Origin of the sequence: Achromobacter sp. UMC71, from assembly GCF_014170305.1 — a bacterium.
Taxonomy (GTDB): Bacteria; Pseudomonadota; Gammaproteobacteria; order Burkholderiales; family Burkholderiaceae_B; genus Achromobacter.
The window spans coordinates 1-14,746 of the sequence record NZ_LZZT01000028.1 but is presented as its reverse complement, the minus strand read 5'-3'; the positions used below and the strand labels follow the sequence as shown (position 1 = coordinate 14,746).

The following is a 14,746-nucleotide window of genomic DNA, read 5'->3' as shown; positions in this document are numbered from 1 at the left end:
ATGACGCAATCGACTGCTTTCACCATTGCCCCCGGCGGCTGGCTCGGCCTGCTCGGTGGCGGCCAGCTCGGCCGCATGTTCTGCCACGCGGCGCAAAGCCTGGGCTACAAGGTCGCCGTGCTGGACCCGGCCGCCGAATGCCCCGCCGGCATGGTGGCGGACCTGCACATCCAGGCCGCCTACGACGACGAGGCCGGCCTGGAGCGCCTGGCCCAGACCTGTCAGGCCGTCACCACCGAATTCGAGAACGTGCCGGCCGCCAGCCTGCGCGCGCTGGCGACCCGCTGCCGGGTCAGCCCGGCCGCCGATGCGGTGGCGATCGTGCAGGACCGCATTTCCGAAAAGACATTCATCGCCGCGCAAGGCATCACGGTGGCGCCGCACGCGGCCATCCGCAGCGAAGCCGACCTGCGCGCCGCGCCGGCTGCCTTGTTCCCCGGCATCCTCAAGGTCGCCCGCCTGGGTTACGACGGCAAGGGCCAGGCCCGCATCGATACGCGCGAGGCCGCGCTCGCCGCCTTTGCCGAATTCGGCGGCGTGGCCTGCGTGCTGGAAGCGCTGATGCCGCTGGACTACGAGATCTCGGTCGTGATCGCGCGCGGCTTCGATGGCGTCAGCGTGGTCTTCCCGGTGGCGCGTAACGTACACCGTGACGGCATCCTGGCCGTGTCCACCGCGGCGCCGGTCAAGCTGGACGCCGCCCACGCCGAACGCCAGGCGCGCGCCACCCAGGCCGCGCAATCGATCGCCCAGGGCCTGGGCTATCACGGCGTGCTGTGCGTGGAGTTCTTCGTGCTCAAGGATGGCAGTCTGATCGTCAACGAGATCGCGCCGCGTCCGCACAACAGCGGCCACTACACCATGGACGCCTGCGTCACCAGCCAGTTCGAACAGCAGGCGCGCGCCATGGCCGGCCTGCCGCTGGGCAGCACCGACCTGCTGGCGCCCGCGGTGATGCTGAACATCCTGGGCGACATCTGGTATCCGTCCGCGACGGGCGATGCGCAGCGCGAACCCGACTGGGCCGCGGCGCTGGCGGTGCCCACCGCCAAGCTGCACCTGTACGGCAAGCGCGAAGCGCGCCGTGGTCGCAAGATGGGCCACGTCACCATCGTCGCGGCGACGCTGCCCGAGGCCCAGGCCGACGCCGCGCGCGTGGCCGCCGCGCTGGGCATGCAGGCGCCCGACTGACGCCATGTCCGCCAAGCCGTCCCATTCCGCCAGCGCCGCGGACATCGCCTTTGCCGCCCAGCGCCTGCTGGACGGCGAACTGGCCGCGTTTCCCACCGAGACCGTCTACGGCTTGGGCGCCGACGCCGAGAACCCGCAGGCGGTGGCCAAGATCTACGCCGCCAAGGGCCGGCCGTCCAACCACCCCGTCATCGTGCACATCGCGCCGCAGGGCGACCTGTCGTACTGGGCGGCCGACGTGCCGCCCGAGGCGCGGTTGCTGATCGACGCCTTCTGGCCGGGTCCGCTGACGCTGATCCTCAAGCGCGCGCCGCATATCGCCGACACGGTCAGCGGCGGACAGGACAGCATCGGCATCCGTTGCCCCTCGCATCCCGTGGCCCAGACGCTGCTGGCGGCGTTCGCCGCCGGCAAGCCGAACGGACAGGGCGGCGTGGCGGCGCCGTCCGCCAACAAGTTCGGCCAGGTCTCGCCGACCCGCGCCGACCATGTGAAAAGCGAATTTCCCGACGAAGTCGCGGCCGGCATGCCGGTGCTGGAAGGCGGCGCGTCCGAGGTCGGCATCGAATCCACCATCCTGGACCTGTCGCGGCTGGATCGCGGCGCGGGCCCGGTGCTGCTGCGCCCCGGCCACGTCACCGCCGCGCAGATCGAAGCCGTGCTGGGCGTGCAGGTGTTCGCGCCCGACGCCGCCGCGCCGCGCGCCTCCGGCACGCTGAAGGCGCACTACGCGCCGCGCACCGCGCTGGAACTTGCGTCCGATGCGCGCTTGCAGGCCGTGCAGCAAGGCCGCGGCCTGCCGGCGGGCAAGGTGGTGGTGGTGGCCTATGCGCCGCGGCCCTCGGCGATCGACCCGCGCATCCAATGGCAGCAGGTGCCCGCCGATCCGGCGCGCTACGCCCAGGCGTTGTATGCATTGCTGCGCGACCTGGACGGCCAGGGTTACGCCCGCATCATCGTGCAGGCGCCGCCCGCCAGCGACGAATGGCACGCCGTCAACGACCGCATCGGCCGCGCCGCGGCGGCGTTCACGCTGGACACGACCGACCTGTAAGCGGGTCGGCCGGCGCGGCGTGAAAGGCCGCTGGTCCAGGCCCGGTCCTGGCCGGGCGCTCCGCGCGTCCGGCAGCGCCGGTCATGCTGCCAGGAATTCCCCGATTCGTTCCACCGCCTGCCGCATCGGCGCCAGGAATTCTCCCGTCAGCCGCTCCAGCGGCACCCGCGCCGCCTTGACGCTGACGTTCACCGCGCCGCAGGCCTTGCCACTGGCCGAGCGCACGGGCACCGAGATCGCGCGCACATTCAATTCCAGCTCCTGGTCGACCACCGCGTAGTCCTGCTCGCGGATGCGCGCCAGTTCCGCCCGCAGCCGCGCTTCGGTGACCAGCGTGAATTCCGTGTAGGGCTGCAGGTCGACCGCGGCGAAGTAGCGCGCCAGGGCGGGTTCGGACAATTGCGCCAGCAACACCCGGCCGATGGACGTGCAATAGGCCGGCAAGCGGCTGCCCAGGCCCATCGAGGTTGCCAGCAGGCGGTTCACCTCGGAACGCGCCAGGTAGAGCATTTCGTGCCCTTCCATGATCGCCAGCGCGCAGGTTTCGTTGACGGTGGCGCTCAGTTCCTCAAGCACAGGCTGGGCCAGCGACACGAACGGCGTAGACGAAAAATAGGCATAGCCCAGGCCCAGGATGCGCGGGGTCAGCACGTATTGGCGGCCATGCTGTTCGGCGATGCCCAGCAGCATCAGCGTGTGCAGGCAGCGCTGCACCACCGCGCGCGGCAGGCCGGCGCGGCGCGCCAGTTCGGCGGCGGTCTGCGGATGGCGCCGGGTACCGAACGCGCGGATCACGTGCAGGCCGCGCGCCAGCGTCAGCATGTAGTCCGGATCGCCGCGCAACTGGTCGGGGTGGTCTTCAGGGGCCAGTGGCGCGGCGTAGCCGGGTGGGGGAAGGTTGGGCAGCATCAGCCTGCGCGCAGCGGCGCACCGGTGCGCCGCTGCAGTTCTGTCAGTGTCATGCCGTCGATCATATCCCGGACCACCAGGCCCGCCGGGGTGATGTCGATGACGGCCAGGTCCGTGTAGATACGGTCCACTACGGCGGCGCCCGTTAACGGGTAGGTGCAGCGCTCGACGATCTTGGGCGAGCCGTCGCGGCTGGTGTGCTCCATCATGATGTACACGCTGCGCGCGCCCACGGCCAGGTCCATGGCGCCGCCCACGGCGGGGGCTTCGCCGGGCTTGTTCAGCGACCAGTTGGCCAGATCGCCATTGGCCGCGACCTGCATGCCGCCCATGACGCAGATGTCCAGGTGGCCGCCGCGCATCATGGCGAACGAATCGGCGTGATGGAAGTACGCGCCGCCGTCGAGCAGCGTGACCGGCTGCTTGCCGGCGTTGATCAGGTCCAGGTCGATGTCTGCCTCGGCGGGCGGCGGGCCCATGCCCAGGATGCCGTTTTCGCTGTGCAGCACGATTTCGCGGCCGGCCGGCAGATGGGCCGCCACCAGCACCGGCATGCCGATGCCCAGGTTGACGTAGCTGCCGTCGGGAATGTCGAGCGCCAGGCGGCGCGCCATGGCCTCGCGGGTCAGGGGGGTATGCATGCGGGTTCCTTCAGCTGGAGAACGCGGCGTTGGCCACTTCGGTGACGCGCGACACGAAGATGCCGGGCGTCACCACGGCTTCGGGCGACAGTTCGCCCAGCGCGGCCTTGGCGCGCACCTGCACGATGGTGGTCTTGGCCGCCATGCACATGATGGGGCCGAAGTTGCGGGCGCTCTTGCGGTAGGTCAGGTTGCCCCAGCGGTCAGCCTGGTCGGCCTTGACCAGCGCGAAGTCGCCGTGCAGCGGCGACTCGAACACGTAGCCGCGGCCGTCGATGATGCGGGTTTCCTTGCCGGCGGCCAGTTCGGTACCGTAGGCCGTGGGCGTGAAGAACCCGCCCAGCCCGGCGCCGGCGGCGCGCAGCCGTTCGGCGATGGTGCCCTGCGGCACGCATTCGAGTTCGATCTTGCCCTGGCGGTATAGCGCGTCGAAGACCCAGGAGTGCGAGGCCTTGGGAAACGAGCAGATCACCTTGCGCACGCGGCCGGCCTTGATCAGCGCGGCCAGGCCGGTTTCGTGGTTGCCGGCATTGTTGCTGACCACGGTCAGGTCGCGCGCGCCCTGCTCGATCAGGGCGTGCAGCAGTTCGGTGGGCATGCCGGCGCCGCCGAAGCCACTGACCAGCAGCGTGGCGCCGTCATGGATGTCGGCCACCGCGGCCTGGGGGGTGTCGATGAATTTGTCGATCATGGTTGCCTTCTGTCCGGGCGGGGCGCGGCTTGCCGGCGCGCCCCGCGTGCCTTAGTCCACCGTGATGCGGGCCTGCTTGATGATGTCGGCGTAGCGCGCCGAGTCCTGCTTCATCAGCTCGGCGAACTGCTCGCTGGTGCCGCTGGCCGGCAGGAAGCCGGCGTCCAAGAATTTCTGGCGCACGTCCGGCTCTTGCACGATTTCGCTGATCTCGCGCGCCATGCGTTCGATGATCGGCTTGGGCGTGTTGGCCGGCGCCATCAGGCCGGCCCAGGAGCCGGTCACGAAGCCGGGCATGCCGGCTTCTTCCATGGTGGGGATGTCGGGCTCAGTGGGCCAGCGCGCCTTGCCGGTAAAGCCCAGCGCCTTCAGGCGGTTCTGCTTGACGTATTGCATCGGCACCAGGATGGGGTCGAACACCATCGACACGCGGCCGCCCAGCAGGTCGGTCAGGATCGGCGCGCTGCCCTTGTAGGCCACGTGCGTCATCGTGAGCTTGTTGCGCAGCGCGAAGTCGGCGCCGGTCAGGTGCGCGCTGGAACCGTTGCCGCTGGACGCGTAGGTGAGCTTGTCCGGGTGCTTGCGCGCATAGGCCACCAGCTCGGCCAGGTTGTTCACGGGCAGGTCCTGCGCCACGAACAGAAACAGCGGCAGGTCGGCCATCTGCGCCACCGGCGTCAGGTCTTCGGGCTTGTAGCCCAGCTTGTACAGATGGAAGTTGATGATGTAGGCCGGCAGGATCGACAGGAAGGTGTAGCCGTCGGGGTCGGCCTTGGCGGCGATGCCCGCGCCCACGCTGCTGTTGGCGCCCGGCCGGTTCTCGACAATGATGGTCTGCTTCAGGCGCGGCCCGAGTTTTTCCATCACGATGCGCGTGACGATGTCGGTGGATCCGCCCGGCGTGTAGGGCACGATCACCTTGATGGGTTTGCCGGGCCAGGCGTCGGCCGCGTGCGCGGCGCCCGCGGCCAGGCCGCAGGCGGCCAGCGTGGCGTACAACAGGGTTTTCAGGGCGTGGCGGCGATGTCCTGCCGCAAGGCTGCGGGGCTGCGGTTTCCTTGCTTGTGCCATGGATTTGTCTCCTCCATGAATCGGCCGAATGCCGGCGCGCAGCCCGGGTTTTTTGTTGTGGCGCGGCCGGTTTTTCTGGGAATGTAGATTGCGCCGTCTTTCGGACAGGTCGCGAAAAAAGTATGGCACGCAGGGTGGGCGTCATCGGTCGTGGAGGGTGCGGATAAAGTTCGGTGATCGGACTTTAGGGGCCATTGCCGGACGCTTTCACCTCGGGTTTCCACTAGGCGCTTGCGCGTTGTTCACGCCGTGGACATCGCGTAATCTGGCGGCCGGCCCGCAAAGCATGGGCTCGGTTTCAGCCGCGGCAGGCCTACAGGCCGGCGCGGGCACCTAATTCAGGAGAAGCAATAATGAAGCGGTTGATCTCGTTTGCTGCCGGCGCTCTTGCCCTGGCTTGCGCGTCCCAGGCAGCGGTGGCCGGCCCCACGCTGGATGCGGTGAAGAAAAAGGGCTATGTGCAGTGCGGCCTGACCGACGGCGTGTCCGGTTTCTCGGCCACCAACAGCAAGGGCGAATGGGAAGGCATGGACGTGGACATCTGCCGCGCCGTGGCTGCCGCCGTGTTCGGCGACGCAACCAAATTCAAGGGCACCGCGCTGTCGACCCAGCAACGCTTCACCGCGCTGCAGTCGGGCGAAGTCGATGTGCTGCTGCGCACCGTCACGCTGACCCAGACCCGCGACACCTCGCTGGGCCTGTCGGCCGTGGCCGCCAGCTTCTATGACGGCCAGGGCATCCTGGTGAACAAGAAGCTGGGCGTGAAAAGCGCCAAGGAACTGAACGGCGCCACCGTCTGCGTGCAGCCGGGCACCACCACCGAGCTCAACCTGGCCGACTGGTTCCGCGCCAACAACATCGAGTTCAAGCCGGTCGTGATCGACAAGGTCACCGAAGTCGTGCGCGCGTTCGAATCCGGCCGCTGCGACGCCTTCACCGATGACGCCTCGCAACTGGCCGCCGTGCGCGCCACCCAGGTCGCCAAGCCGGACGACTACGAGATCCTGCCGGAACGCTTCTCCAAGGAGCCGCTGGGCCCCATGGTGCGCCAGGGCGACGAGAACTGGCTGGGCATCGTCCGCTGGACGCTGTTCGCGCTGCTGGAAGCCGAGGAATACGGCATCACCCAGAAGAACGTGGACGAGATGCTCAAGAGCAACAACCCCAACATCGCCCGCATCCTGGGCGTGACGCCGGGCGCCGGCAAGAACATGGGCCTGGATGAAAAGTGGGCCTACAACGCCATCAAGGCCGTGGGCAACTACAGCGAAGTGTTCGAGCGCAACGTCGGCAAGGACAGCAAGCTGGGCCTGCAACGCGGCACCAACGCGCTGTGGAGCAAGGGCGGCGCCATGTACCCGTGGCCGATCCGCTGAGCAAGACGGCATGAGGCAAACGGCCCGTTAGCGCGGGCCGTTTTCTTTTGGTGGCGGCGAGCCGTTGTCGACCCGGTTCGTCAGGGACTGCTCGGTGACGAGGATCGCGATGCGATACGGGTAAACCGTTATGCGGTACGCTATGCGCTTTTCCCCCGGACGCTCCGCGCGCCATGACGCAACCCCAACCCGCCGAGGATTCCCCCTTGTTCATCGCCGCGCTGGCGCGCGGCGTCTCCGTGCTCAGGGCCTTCGGCGAAGGCCGGCCGGCGATGACCTTGCCCGAACTGGCCGAGGCCACGGGCTTGAGCAAAAGTTCGGTGCAGCGTTTCGCGCATACGTTATGGACGCTGGGTTACCTGCGCAAGGATCCGGCCAGCAAGAAGTTCTCGCTGGGGCCGTGGTCGCTGGAACTGGGCATGAAGTATGTGCAGACCAGCCCGCTGGTGCTGGGCGGCAACCCCTTCCTGCACTCGCTGAACCGCAACTGCCAGGAAACCTGCAGCCTGGCCGAGCCCGACGGGCTGGACATGGTCTACGTGGCGCGCTTTGCCACCCACAAGGAAATGTTCGTCAACATGCCGGTCGGCATGCGCCTGCCGCTGTACACCACGGCATCGGGCCGCGCGGTGCTGGCGCGCCTGGACCCGGACGTGGCGCGCGGCCTGCTCCAGCGCTGCGACCGCAAGCCCTTCACGGCCTCCACCATCACCGACCTGGACGCATTGATGGCCGAGCTGGAATTCGCGCGCCGGCATGGCTATGCGCGTTCCAACAGCGAGTTCTATCCGGGCGACATGACCATCAGCGCGGCCGTGTTGGACGCGGGCGGCACGCCGCTGGGCGCGGTCAATGTGTCGGTGCCTTCCAGCCGCTGGTCGTTCGAGCAGGCGCAGGCCGTGTTCGGTCCCCAGGTGGTGGAAACGGCCCATGCCATCAGCGCATCCCGCACGTTGGGACGCTCGCATCCGTTCTACGAGTGGGAGCCGCCCGGCGGCTCGCTGCGCGGCGCGTTGCCGTCCTTGGGCGACGAGGCCTGACCGCGCGGGCCTGCCTCAGGGCAGGCTGCAATCTGGTGCGCGCGCGGCGCACCATGCGCGAGCCGGCCACGGCATATTTCCGACTAATTTAATAAGGTAATAGGCGAGCCGCTCAGGGAAATTCCCTAATTGGCGGCTGGTCTTTTTGCGCGTTACTCTGATTTTGACGTGATCGTATCGCACAGCGATTCGATTGAATCTAAATTTTTTGGCCAGACGCGATTCCGACGCGGCTGGCCGACGCCAGGGAGCCGCGCTGTGCCGCCGTCCACCGAAGTCTGTTTTCATCCCGTCTCGGGGTTCATGGGCCTGCCGTCAGCGCGTGACGCCGGCACCGGCGCCGCGCGCGCCTGCGTCGTGGGCATCCCCTTTGATTGCGGCACGCACCCGTTCCGGGTCGGCTCGCGCCAGGGCCCGGACGCCATTCGCGAGCAGTCGCGCCTGCTGCGGCCGGTGGATATCTTCCGTCGCCACGGCATCGACAATCCGCCTGAATTCCTGCGCGCGGTCGACGTGGGCAACGTGGCCTGCCATCCCGGCGACCCCGACGCCTCGTATCCGCTGATCGAGGCCGGCATCGGCGCCATCCTGGACGCCGGCGCCATTCCCATTTCGATGGGCGGCGACGGCGCGGTGACCCTGCCGCAGCTGCGCGCGGTGGCACGGCGCCATCCGGATTTCGTGGTGCTGCATTTCGACTCGCATACGGATACCTATCCGATCCCCGGCTACAACACCGCCACCACCTTTACCCGCGCCGCCGAAGAGGGCCTGCTGGACGTGCAGCGCAGCTTCCACGTGGGCACGCGCGGCAGTTCCTTCATGCCGGGCGTGCTGGAGTTCGGCCGCGAGGTCGGCTACACGATCATGCCCTACGACGAATTCGACGCCGACCAGAAGGGCGCGCTGGACGACATCAAGCAGCGCATCGGCGAGCGGCCTGTCTACCTGTGCTTCGACATGGACATCTTCGATCCGTCGTGCGCGCCTGGCGTCTGCACGCCGGAGTGGGGCGGACTGTCGCCCAAGGAAGGGCTGGCGCTGCTGCGCCAACTGGCTGGGCTGAACTTCGTGGCGTTCGACGTCAATACCGTTTCGCCGCCGCAGGACGTGCAGGGCGCCACGGCCTTCCTGGCCGCCACCGTCATGCAGGAATTCTGCGCGCTGGCGGCGGTGGCGGTACGGCAGTACCCGCAAGGGCGTCCGGCCTGATCCGGCGCCCGCGGCATTCATTCATACAAGGGGAATTCCATGAAACTCAAATCCATCCTGCTCGGCCTGGCTTCGGCCGCCCTGCTGGCGCAAGCCGGCGCCGGGGTTGGGCGCACGCTGGACGAAGTGCGCGCCGGCAAGACGCTGAACGTGGTTACCACCGCGTCCGCGCCGCCCCACGGCTTCAAGAATCCGCAATCGAACCGCCTGGAAGGCATCATGGTGGACGTGGCGGCCGCGGTGGCCAAGCACCTGGGCGTGTCCGACAAGCTGGCCGACGTGCCGTTCTCGGGCCTGATTCCGACGCTGACCTCGGGCCGCGCCGACGTCATGTCCGCGCCCCTGTTCATTACCGAGGAGCGTGCCCGCGCCATCGACTTCTCGGCGCCAGTCTACGAGTGGGGCGAGGGCATCGTGGTCAGCGACAAGGCCGCCAAGCGCTACGGCAAGTTCGAGGACATGCAGGGCCAGAAGGTCGGCGTGCTGGTGGACTCGGTGCAGTTCAACATGATCAAGGACATGCCCGGCACCAAGGTGTCGACCTACCAGGACTATTCAACGTTGCTGGCCGACGTGCGCGCCGGCCGCATCGACCTGGGCATCGTCGATCCGCCCAGCATCATTTATCAGATCAAGACCAAGAACATCCCGGGCGTGAAGCTGGACACCGGTTATCAGCCGCAGCGCAAGTGGCAGGTGGGCATGGCGGTGCAGAAGGGCAACGCCGCGTTGCTGGACGCCGTCAACGCCGCGCTGGCCGAGATGAAGCGCAACGGCGAGTTGGCCGCCATCGGGCAGAAGTGGGGCGTATCGGACCTGCTCAGCAAATAAGGCCGTCCCGGCACGGATAAGGAGCACGACTTGGATCTCGCTACCCTGCGCATGTACCTGACCCCCTTGGCCGAGGGCACGGTCTGGACCCTGGCGCTGTTTTTCTGTTCGGCATTCCTGGCGGTGGCGCTGGGCCTGGTCGTCTGCCTGTGCCGGCTGTCGCGGCACCGGGCGTTGAGCCGCGCCGCGCGCCTGTATATCGACATCATCCGCGGCACGCCGCTGCTGTTGCAGCTGTTCTACATCTATTACGGCTTGCCGGAGATGGGTGTGGTGATCAACGGCTTCGTGGCCGGCGTGCTGGGGCTGACGCTGAACTTCGGCGCCTACCTGGCCGAGCTGTTCCGCAGCGGCATCCAGTCGGTGGATTCGGGCCAGTACGAGGCGGCCCGCGCGCTGGGCCTGCGCCGCGGGCAGCGGCTGCAGCGCATCGTGCTGCCGCAGGCGCTGCGCACCATCTTTCCCGCGTTGGGCAACTACGCGCTGGTGTTGATCAAGGAAACCTCGCTGGTGGCGGTGATCAGCGTGTACGAACTGATGCGCGCCGGTGAAATGCTGGCTGGCGCCACGTTCCAGGCGCTGACGGTCTACACCTTGGTAGGCGTCATCTATTTCGCGCTGTGCAGCATCCTGGCCTACCTGTTCCGCCGCTCGGAAAAGCGCCTGACCGTGCCGGGCTACTGGAGCGGCGCGGGCGATAACCACGACATCTCAAAGGCCTGACGCCATGGACGGAATGAATCGCGCGGCGCCCATCATCACGATGCAGGGCGTCTCGAAATGGTATGGCGACTTCCAGGTGCTGGACGGGCTGGACCTGCAAGTGAGCCCCGGCGAAAAACTGATCCTGTGCGGTCCGTCGGGCTCGGGCAAGTCCACCACGATCCGGTTGCTCAACCGGCTGGAAGACCACCAGAAAGGCCGCATCGTGGTCGACGGCATCGAGCTGAACGACGATGTGAAGAACATCGAGCGCATCCGCGCGGAAGTCGGCATGGTGTTCCAGCACTTCAACCTGTTCCCCCACCTGACCGTGCTGGAGAACTGCACGCTGGCGCCGATGCTGGTCAAGGGCGTGGCGCGCGAAGAGGCGGAGCGCCGCGCCATGCAGTACCTTGAACGCGTCAAGATTCCGCAGCACGCGGCCAAGTATCCCGGCCAGTTGTCCGGTGGCCAGAAACAGCGCGTGGCCATCGCCCGCGCGCTGTGCATGCAGCCCAAGATCATGCTGTTCGACGAGCCCACCTCGGCGCTGGACCCCGAGATGGTCAAGGAAGTGCTGGACACCATGGTGTCGCTGGCGCGGGACGGCATGACGATGGTCTGCGTCACGCACGAAATGGGGTTTGCGCGCGAGGTCGGCGACCGCGTGGTGTTCATGGATCAGGGCGCCATCGTCGAGGTTGATACGCCGGACCACTTCTTTTCCGCGCCGCGTTCCGAGCGCGCGCAGGCGTTCCTGGGGCAGATCCTGGCCTAGGGGGCGAAAATTCCGGCAGCCGGAACGAGACCGGAATGGTTCCATGCCGAGCGCGGAAAATGGCTCTACCGAGTTTGCGCTACGCTACCTATCATGCCAGGGGGCGGGCGGTTCGCCGCCTGCCCGAGCCAACAAAACAACCAGGGAAACACGATGAACGGCGCTGATAGTCTTTGCGATACCCTCCTTGCCAACGATGTGGACGTCTGCTTTGCCAACCCGGGCACGTCCGAGATGCACTTTGTGGCGGCGCTGGATCGCAAGCCGAAAATGCGCTGCGTGCTGGGCCTGTTCGAGGGCGTCGTCACCGGCGCGGCCGACGGCTATGCGCGCATGGCCGACAAGCCGGCCGCGACGCTGCTGCACCTGGGCCCGGGCCTGGGCAACGGCCTGGCCAATCTGCACAACGCCAAGCGCGCGCGCACGCCGATGGTCAACATCGTGGGCGACCACGCCACCTATCACGTGCAATACGACGCGCCGCTGACCAGCGACGTCGAAGGCGTGGCGCGGCCGATGTCGCATTGGGTCAAGCGCAGCCTGACCGCGCAGGCCATGTCCGCCGACGCCGCCGAGGCCATCGCCGTGGCGCGCCGCAAGCCGGGCAATATCGCCACGCTGATCCTGCCGGCCGATACCGCCTGGACCGAACTGCCGGCCGATACGCCGGCCCCCGTCAAGGTCACTGACGCCGTTGTGCCGCATACGTCCATCGACGCCGTCCGCGCCGCCGCCCAGGCGATCCGCAGCGGCGAAGTCACAACCCTGATGCTGGGCGGCGCAGCACTGCGCGACCGCGCGCTCAATGCCGCCGGCCGCATCGCGCGCGCCACCGGCGTGCGGTTGATGTCCGAAACCTCCAACCGCCGCATCGAACGCGGCGGCGCGCGCACGCCGGTGGACCGCTTGCCCTATCCCATCGACCTGGCCGTGGCCAAGCTGAAAGACGTGCGCCACCTGGTGCTGGCCGGCGCCAAGGCGCCAGTGGGTTTCTTTGCCTATCCCGGCAAGCCCAGCCTGCTGGCGCCGCCCGATTGCCAGCAGGTGGTGCTGGCCACCGGCGAACAAGACCTGGCGCATGCGCTGGAATGGCTGGCCGACGAGCTGGGCATCGCCGCCGACGCGCCGCGCCTGGCCGCGCCGGCCGCTGCCTACGAGGTCCCCGCCACGGGCAAGCTGACGGGCGCGGCGGTGAACATCCTGGTCGCGCACCACCTGCCCGAAAACGCCATCGTCTGCGACGAATCCATCACCCAGGGCCGCGAATTTCCGATCTACAGCGCCAGCAGCGCGCCGCACGATTGGCTGATGCTGACCGGCGGCGCCATCGGCATCGGCCTGCCCATGGCCACAGGCGCGGCGGTGGCCTGCCCGGACCGCAAGGTCGTCACCCTGCAGGCCGACGGCAGCGGCATGTACACGCTGCAGGCGCTGTGGACGCAGGCGCGCGAAAACCTCGATTGCCTGACGGTGATCCTGGCCAACCGGTCCTACGCCACGCTGCACGGCGAAATGAAGAACGTGGGTGTCGTGGAACCCGGCCGCAACGCGCGCCGCATGCTCGACCTGGAAGAACCCTACCTGGACTGGACCCACCTGGCGCGCGGCATGGGCGTGGAAGCGGTCAGCGTGGACACGGTAGAAGGCTTTGCCCGCGCCCTGCAGGCAGGCTTGAAGCGCCGCGGTCCGTTCCTGATCGAAGCGCTGATCTGACCGGCGGCGCGGGCAGGGCCGCCGGCCTTCCCGCTACACGCCCAGATAGCGCGTCAGCTGTTCGGGCCTGGCCGCCAGCGCGGCGCTGTCGCCGTCCTGCACGATCAGGCCTTTTTCCATCACCACGCAGCGGTCGGTATGCGCCAGCACCGCGCGGTAATTGCGGTCCACGATCAGGGTGGACATGCCGGTGGCGCGGATCTGGCGGATGATCTTCCAGATCTCGGCCACGATCAGCGGCGCCAGGCCCTCGGTGGCTTCATCAAGAATCAGCAGGTCGGGGTTGGTCATCAGCGCGCGGCCGATGGCCAGCATCTGCTGCTCGCCGCCCGACAGCTGCTGGCCGCCGTGGCCCAGTCTTTCGGTCAGGCGCGGAAAGGTCTGCAGCACGCGTTCGTAGGTCCAGTCCTGCCGGTCCTGTTGCCCCTTGCGGCCGGCCACCAGCAGGTTTTCCCGCACGCTCAGGTTGGGGAAGATGCCGCGGCCCTCCGGCACGTAGGCCACTCCCAGTTGCGCGATGGCATGCGGGCGGGCGCGAGTGCAGTCCTGGCCGCGCACGGCCACGCTGCCGTGCGCGCTGCGGACCTGGCCCACCAGGCTGCGGATCAACGTCGTCTTGCCCATGCCGTTGCGGCCCACCAGGCCCACCGATTCACCGGCGTCAATGCGCAGGTCGACGCCGCGCAGCACATGGCTGGCGCCGTAATACACATGCAGGCCGCCTGCCTCGATCAGTGCGCGCATGACGTGTCTCCCGCGTCGCCGTGCGCGTCCGATTCATCGCCCAGGTAGGCGGTGCGCACCTGCTCGTTGGCGCGGATCTCGGCCGGGCTGCCGCTGGCGATGCTGCTGCCGTTGACCATCACCGTGATCGTCTCGGCGATGCGGAACACCGCGTCCATGTCATGCTCCACCAGCAGGATGGCGTGGCCGTCCTTGAGCGTTTGCAACAGGGCCAGGATGCGGTCGGTTTCTTCCGGCCCCATGCCGGCCAGCGGTTCGTCCAGCAGCAGCACCTGCGGTTCGCCGGCAAGGCACATCGCGATTTCAAGCTGGCGCTTGCGTCCGTGCGGTAGCAGCCCGGCGGGCTGCGCCGCGTCATCGGCCAGGCCGGTGCGCGCCAGCGCTTGGGTGGCCAGCGCCGCGCTGGCGGCGCAGGATGACGCCGGCCGCCACCAATGCCAGAAGCGCTGGCGCCGCGCTTGCGCGGCAAGACGGCAGTTCTCGAACACGCTCAGTTCGGGAAACAAGGTCGAGCGCTGGTAGCTGCGGCCCAATCCGGCGCGGGCCCGCTCGGGCTGGCCCCAGGCGGTGATGTCGCGGCCGCCCAGCGATACCTCGCCGCTGCTGGGCGCCAGCTCGCCGGACAGGATGTTGATGAGGGTGGATTTACCCGCGCCGTTGGTGCCGATGACGGCATGGACTTCGCCTGGCCGCAGCGCCAGCGAGACGTCGTTGACAGCGGTCAGGCCGCCGAAGCGGCGGGTCACGCCGCGCGCGGCCAGCAGGGGATCAGGCATGGGGTTCTCCGGAAATC

At 68.1% G+C, this 14,746-nt stretch carries 15 protein-coding genes; 9 read left to right on the top strand and 6 right to left on the bottom strand.

Going from position 1 to position 14,746, the window contains the following annotated elements; translation table 11 throughout:
- Together A9974_RS12715 and A9974_RS12710 are read left to right on the top strand one after the other, a co-directional pair.
- Positions 1–1,191 (top strand): 5-(carboxyamino)imidazole ribonucleotide synthase, encoded by a 1,191-nt coding sequence (locus A9974_RS12715; RefSeq protein WP_183004450.1) that lies wholly within the window; start codon positions 1–3, stop codon positions 1,189–1,191.
- 4 nt (positions 1,192–1,195) lie between these two features.
- Positions 1,196–2,245, top strand: a complete 1,050-nt coding sequence (locus A9974_RS12710; RefSeq protein WP_183004449.1) for an L-threonylcarbamoyladenylate synthase — start codon at positions 1,196–1,198, stop codon at positions 2,243–2,245.
- 81 nt (positions 2,246–2,326) lie between these two features.
- Here A9974_RS12710 and A9974_RS12705 read toward each other — a convergent pair whose 3' ends face one another.
- Genes A9974_RS12705 through A9974_RS12690 form a run of 4 tightly spaced genes read right to left on the bottom strand, consistent with a single transcriptional unit; the run spans position 2,327 to position 5,557 of the window.
- Entirely contained in the window at positions 2,327–3,154 is an 828-nt protein-coding gene (locus A9974_RS12705; protein WP_183004448.1) for an IclR family transcriptional regulator C-terminal domain-containing protein, read from the bottom strand.
- Positions 3,154–3,795 carry a 3-oxoacid CoA-transferase subunit B gene (locus A9974_RS12700; protein WP_183004447.1) on the bottom strand — a complete coding sequence of 214 codons (642 nt, stop codon included), beginning with the start codon at positions 3,793–3,795 and terminating at the stop codon, positions 3,154–3,156. The genes A9974_RS12705 and A9974_RS12700 overlap by 1 nt, the downstream gene beginning before the upstream one ends.
- Before the next feature lie 10 nt (positions 3,796–3,805).
- Entirely contained in the window at positions 3,806–4,486 is a 681-nt protein-coding gene (locus A9974_RS12695; RefSeq protein ID WP_183004446.1) for a 3-oxoacid CoA-transferase subunit A, read from the bottom strand.
- A gap of 51 nt (positions 4,487–4,537) precedes the next feature.
- Complete coding sequence (locus A9974_RS12690; RefSeq protein ID WP_183004445.1) at positions 4,538–5,557, bottom strand: tripartite tricarboxylate transporter substrate binding protein; 1,020 nt, start codon at positions 5,555–5,557, stop codon at positions 4,538–4,540.
- A 353-nt stretch (positions 5,558–5,910) separates the two neighbouring features.
- On the opposite strand from A9974_RS12690, the gene A9974_RS12685 reads away from it, so the two are divergent.
- The 7 genes from A9974_RS12685 (at position 5,911) to A9974_RS12655 (ending at position 13,209) form a co-directional block, all read left to right on the top strand.
- Complete coding sequence (locus A9974_RS12685; RefSeq protein ID WP_183004444.1) at positions 5,911–6,933, top strand: amino acid ABC transporter substrate-binding protein; 1,023 nt, start codon at positions 5,911–5,913, stop codon at positions 6,931–6,933.
- A 173-nt stretch (positions 6,934–7,106) separates the two neighbouring features.
- Positions 7,107–7,973 (top strand): IclR family transcriptional regulator, encoded by an 867-nt coding sequence (locus A9974_RS12680; RefSeq protein WP_183004443.1) that lies wholly within the window; start codon positions 7,107–7,109, stop codon positions 7,971–7,973.
- Positions 7,974–8,276: 303 nt separating this feature from the next.
- On the top strand, positions 8,277–9,185 hold the full coding sequence (locus tag A9974_RS12675) for an arginase family protein (protein WP_183004591.1): 909 nt from the start codon (positions 8,277–8,279) through the stop codon (positions 9,183–9,185).
- A gap of 39 nt (positions 9,186–9,224) precedes the next feature.
- Entirely contained in the window at positions 9,225–10,016 is a 792-nt protein-coding gene (locus A9974_RS12670) for an ABC transporter substrate-binding protein (protein ID WP_183004442.1), read from the top strand.
- Between the two features lie 30 nt (positions 10,017–10,046).
- Complete coding sequence (locus A9974_RS12665) at positions 10,047–10,739, top strand: amino acid ABC transporter permease (RefSeq protein WP_183004441.1); 693 nt, start codon at positions 10,047–10,049, stop codon at positions 10,737–10,739.
- Positions 10,740–10,743: 4 nt separating this feature from the next.
- Entirely contained in the window at positions 10,744–11,496 is a 753-nt protein-coding gene (locus tag A9974_RS12660; RefSeq protein ID WP_183004440.1) for an amino acid ABC transporter ATP-binding protein, read from the top strand.
- 153 nt (positions 11,497–11,649) lie between these two features.
- Entirely contained in the window at positions 11,650–13,209 is a 1,560-nt protein-coding gene (locus A9974_RS12655) for an acetolactate synthase large subunit (RefSeq protein WP_183004439.1), read from the top strand.
- A gap of 33 nt (positions 13,210–13,242) precedes the next feature.
- Here the strand turns inward: A9974_RS12655 and A9974_RS12650 are convergent, their stop codons facing one another.
- Positions 13,243–13,953, bottom strand: a complete 711-nt coding sequence (locus A9974_RS12650) for an ABC transporter ATP-binding protein (protein WP_183004438.1) — start codon at positions 13,951–13,953, stop codon at positions 13,243–13,245.
- Complete coding sequence (locus A9974_RS12645) at positions 13,941–14,729, bottom strand: ABC transporter ATP-binding protein (protein ID WP_183004437.1); 789 nt, start codon at positions 14,727–14,729, stop codon at positions 13,941–13,943. The genes A9974_RS12650 and A9974_RS12645 overlap by 13 nt, the downstream gene beginning before the upstream one ends.
- Positions 14,730–14,746: the final 17 nt, after the last annotated feature.

Coding starts and splice junctions, on each gene's coding strand:
- A9974_RS12685 (WP_183004444.1), top strand. CDS start 5,911: ATGAAGCGGTTGATCTCGTTTGCTGCCGGCGCTCTTGCCCTGGCTTGC.
- A9974_RS12655 (WP_183004439.1), top strand. CDS start 11,650: ATGAACGGCGCTGATAGTCTTTGCGATACCCTCCTTGCCAACGATGTG.
- A9974_RS12695 (WP_183004446.1), bottom strand. CDS start 4,486: ATGATCGACAAATTCATCGACACCCCCCAGGCCGCGGTGGCCGACATC.
- A9974_RS12680 (WP_183004443.1), top strand. CDS start 7,107: ATGACGCAACCCCAACCCGCCGAGGATTCCCCCTTGTTCATCGCCGCG.
- A9974_RS12705 (WP_183004448.1), bottom strand. CDS start 3,154: ATGCTGCCCAACCTTCCCCCACCCGGCTACGCCGCGCCACTGGCCCCT.
- A9974_RS12660 (WP_183004440.1), top strand. CDS start 10,744: ATGGACGGAATGAATCGCGCGGCGCCCATCATCACGATGCAGGGCGTC.
- A9974_RS12670 (WP_183004442.1), top strand. CDS start 9,225: ATGAAACTCAAATCCATCCTGCTCGGCCTGGCTTCGGCCGCCCTGCTG.
- A9974_RS12650 (WP_183004438.1), bottom strand. CDS start 13,953: ATGCGCGCACTGATCGAGGCAGGCGGCCTGCATGTGTATTACGGCGCC.
- A9974_RS12700 (WP_183004447.1), bottom strand. CDS start 3,795: ATGCATACCCCCCTGACCCGCGAGGCCATGGCGCGCCGCCTGGCGCTC.
- A9974_RS12690 (WP_183004445.1), bottom strand. CDS start 5,557: ATGGCACAAGCAAGGAAACCGCAGCCCCGCAGCCTTGCGGCAGGACAT.
- A9974_RS12715 (WP_183004450.1), top strand. CDS start 1: ATGACGCAATCGACTGCTTTCACCATTGCCCCCGGCGGCTGGCTCGGC.
- A9974_RS12675 (WP_183004591.1), top strand. CDS start 8,277: ATGGGCCTGCCGTCAGCGCGTGACGCCGGCACCGGCGCCGCGCGCGCC.
- A9974_RS12710 (WP_183004449.1), top strand. CDS start 1,196: ATGTCCGCCAAGCCGTCCCATTCCGCCAGCGCCGCGGACATCGCCTTT.
- A9974_RS12645 (WP_183004437.1), bottom strand. CDS start 14,729: ATGCCTGATCCCCTGCTGGCCGCGCGCGGCGTGACCCGCCGCTTCGGC.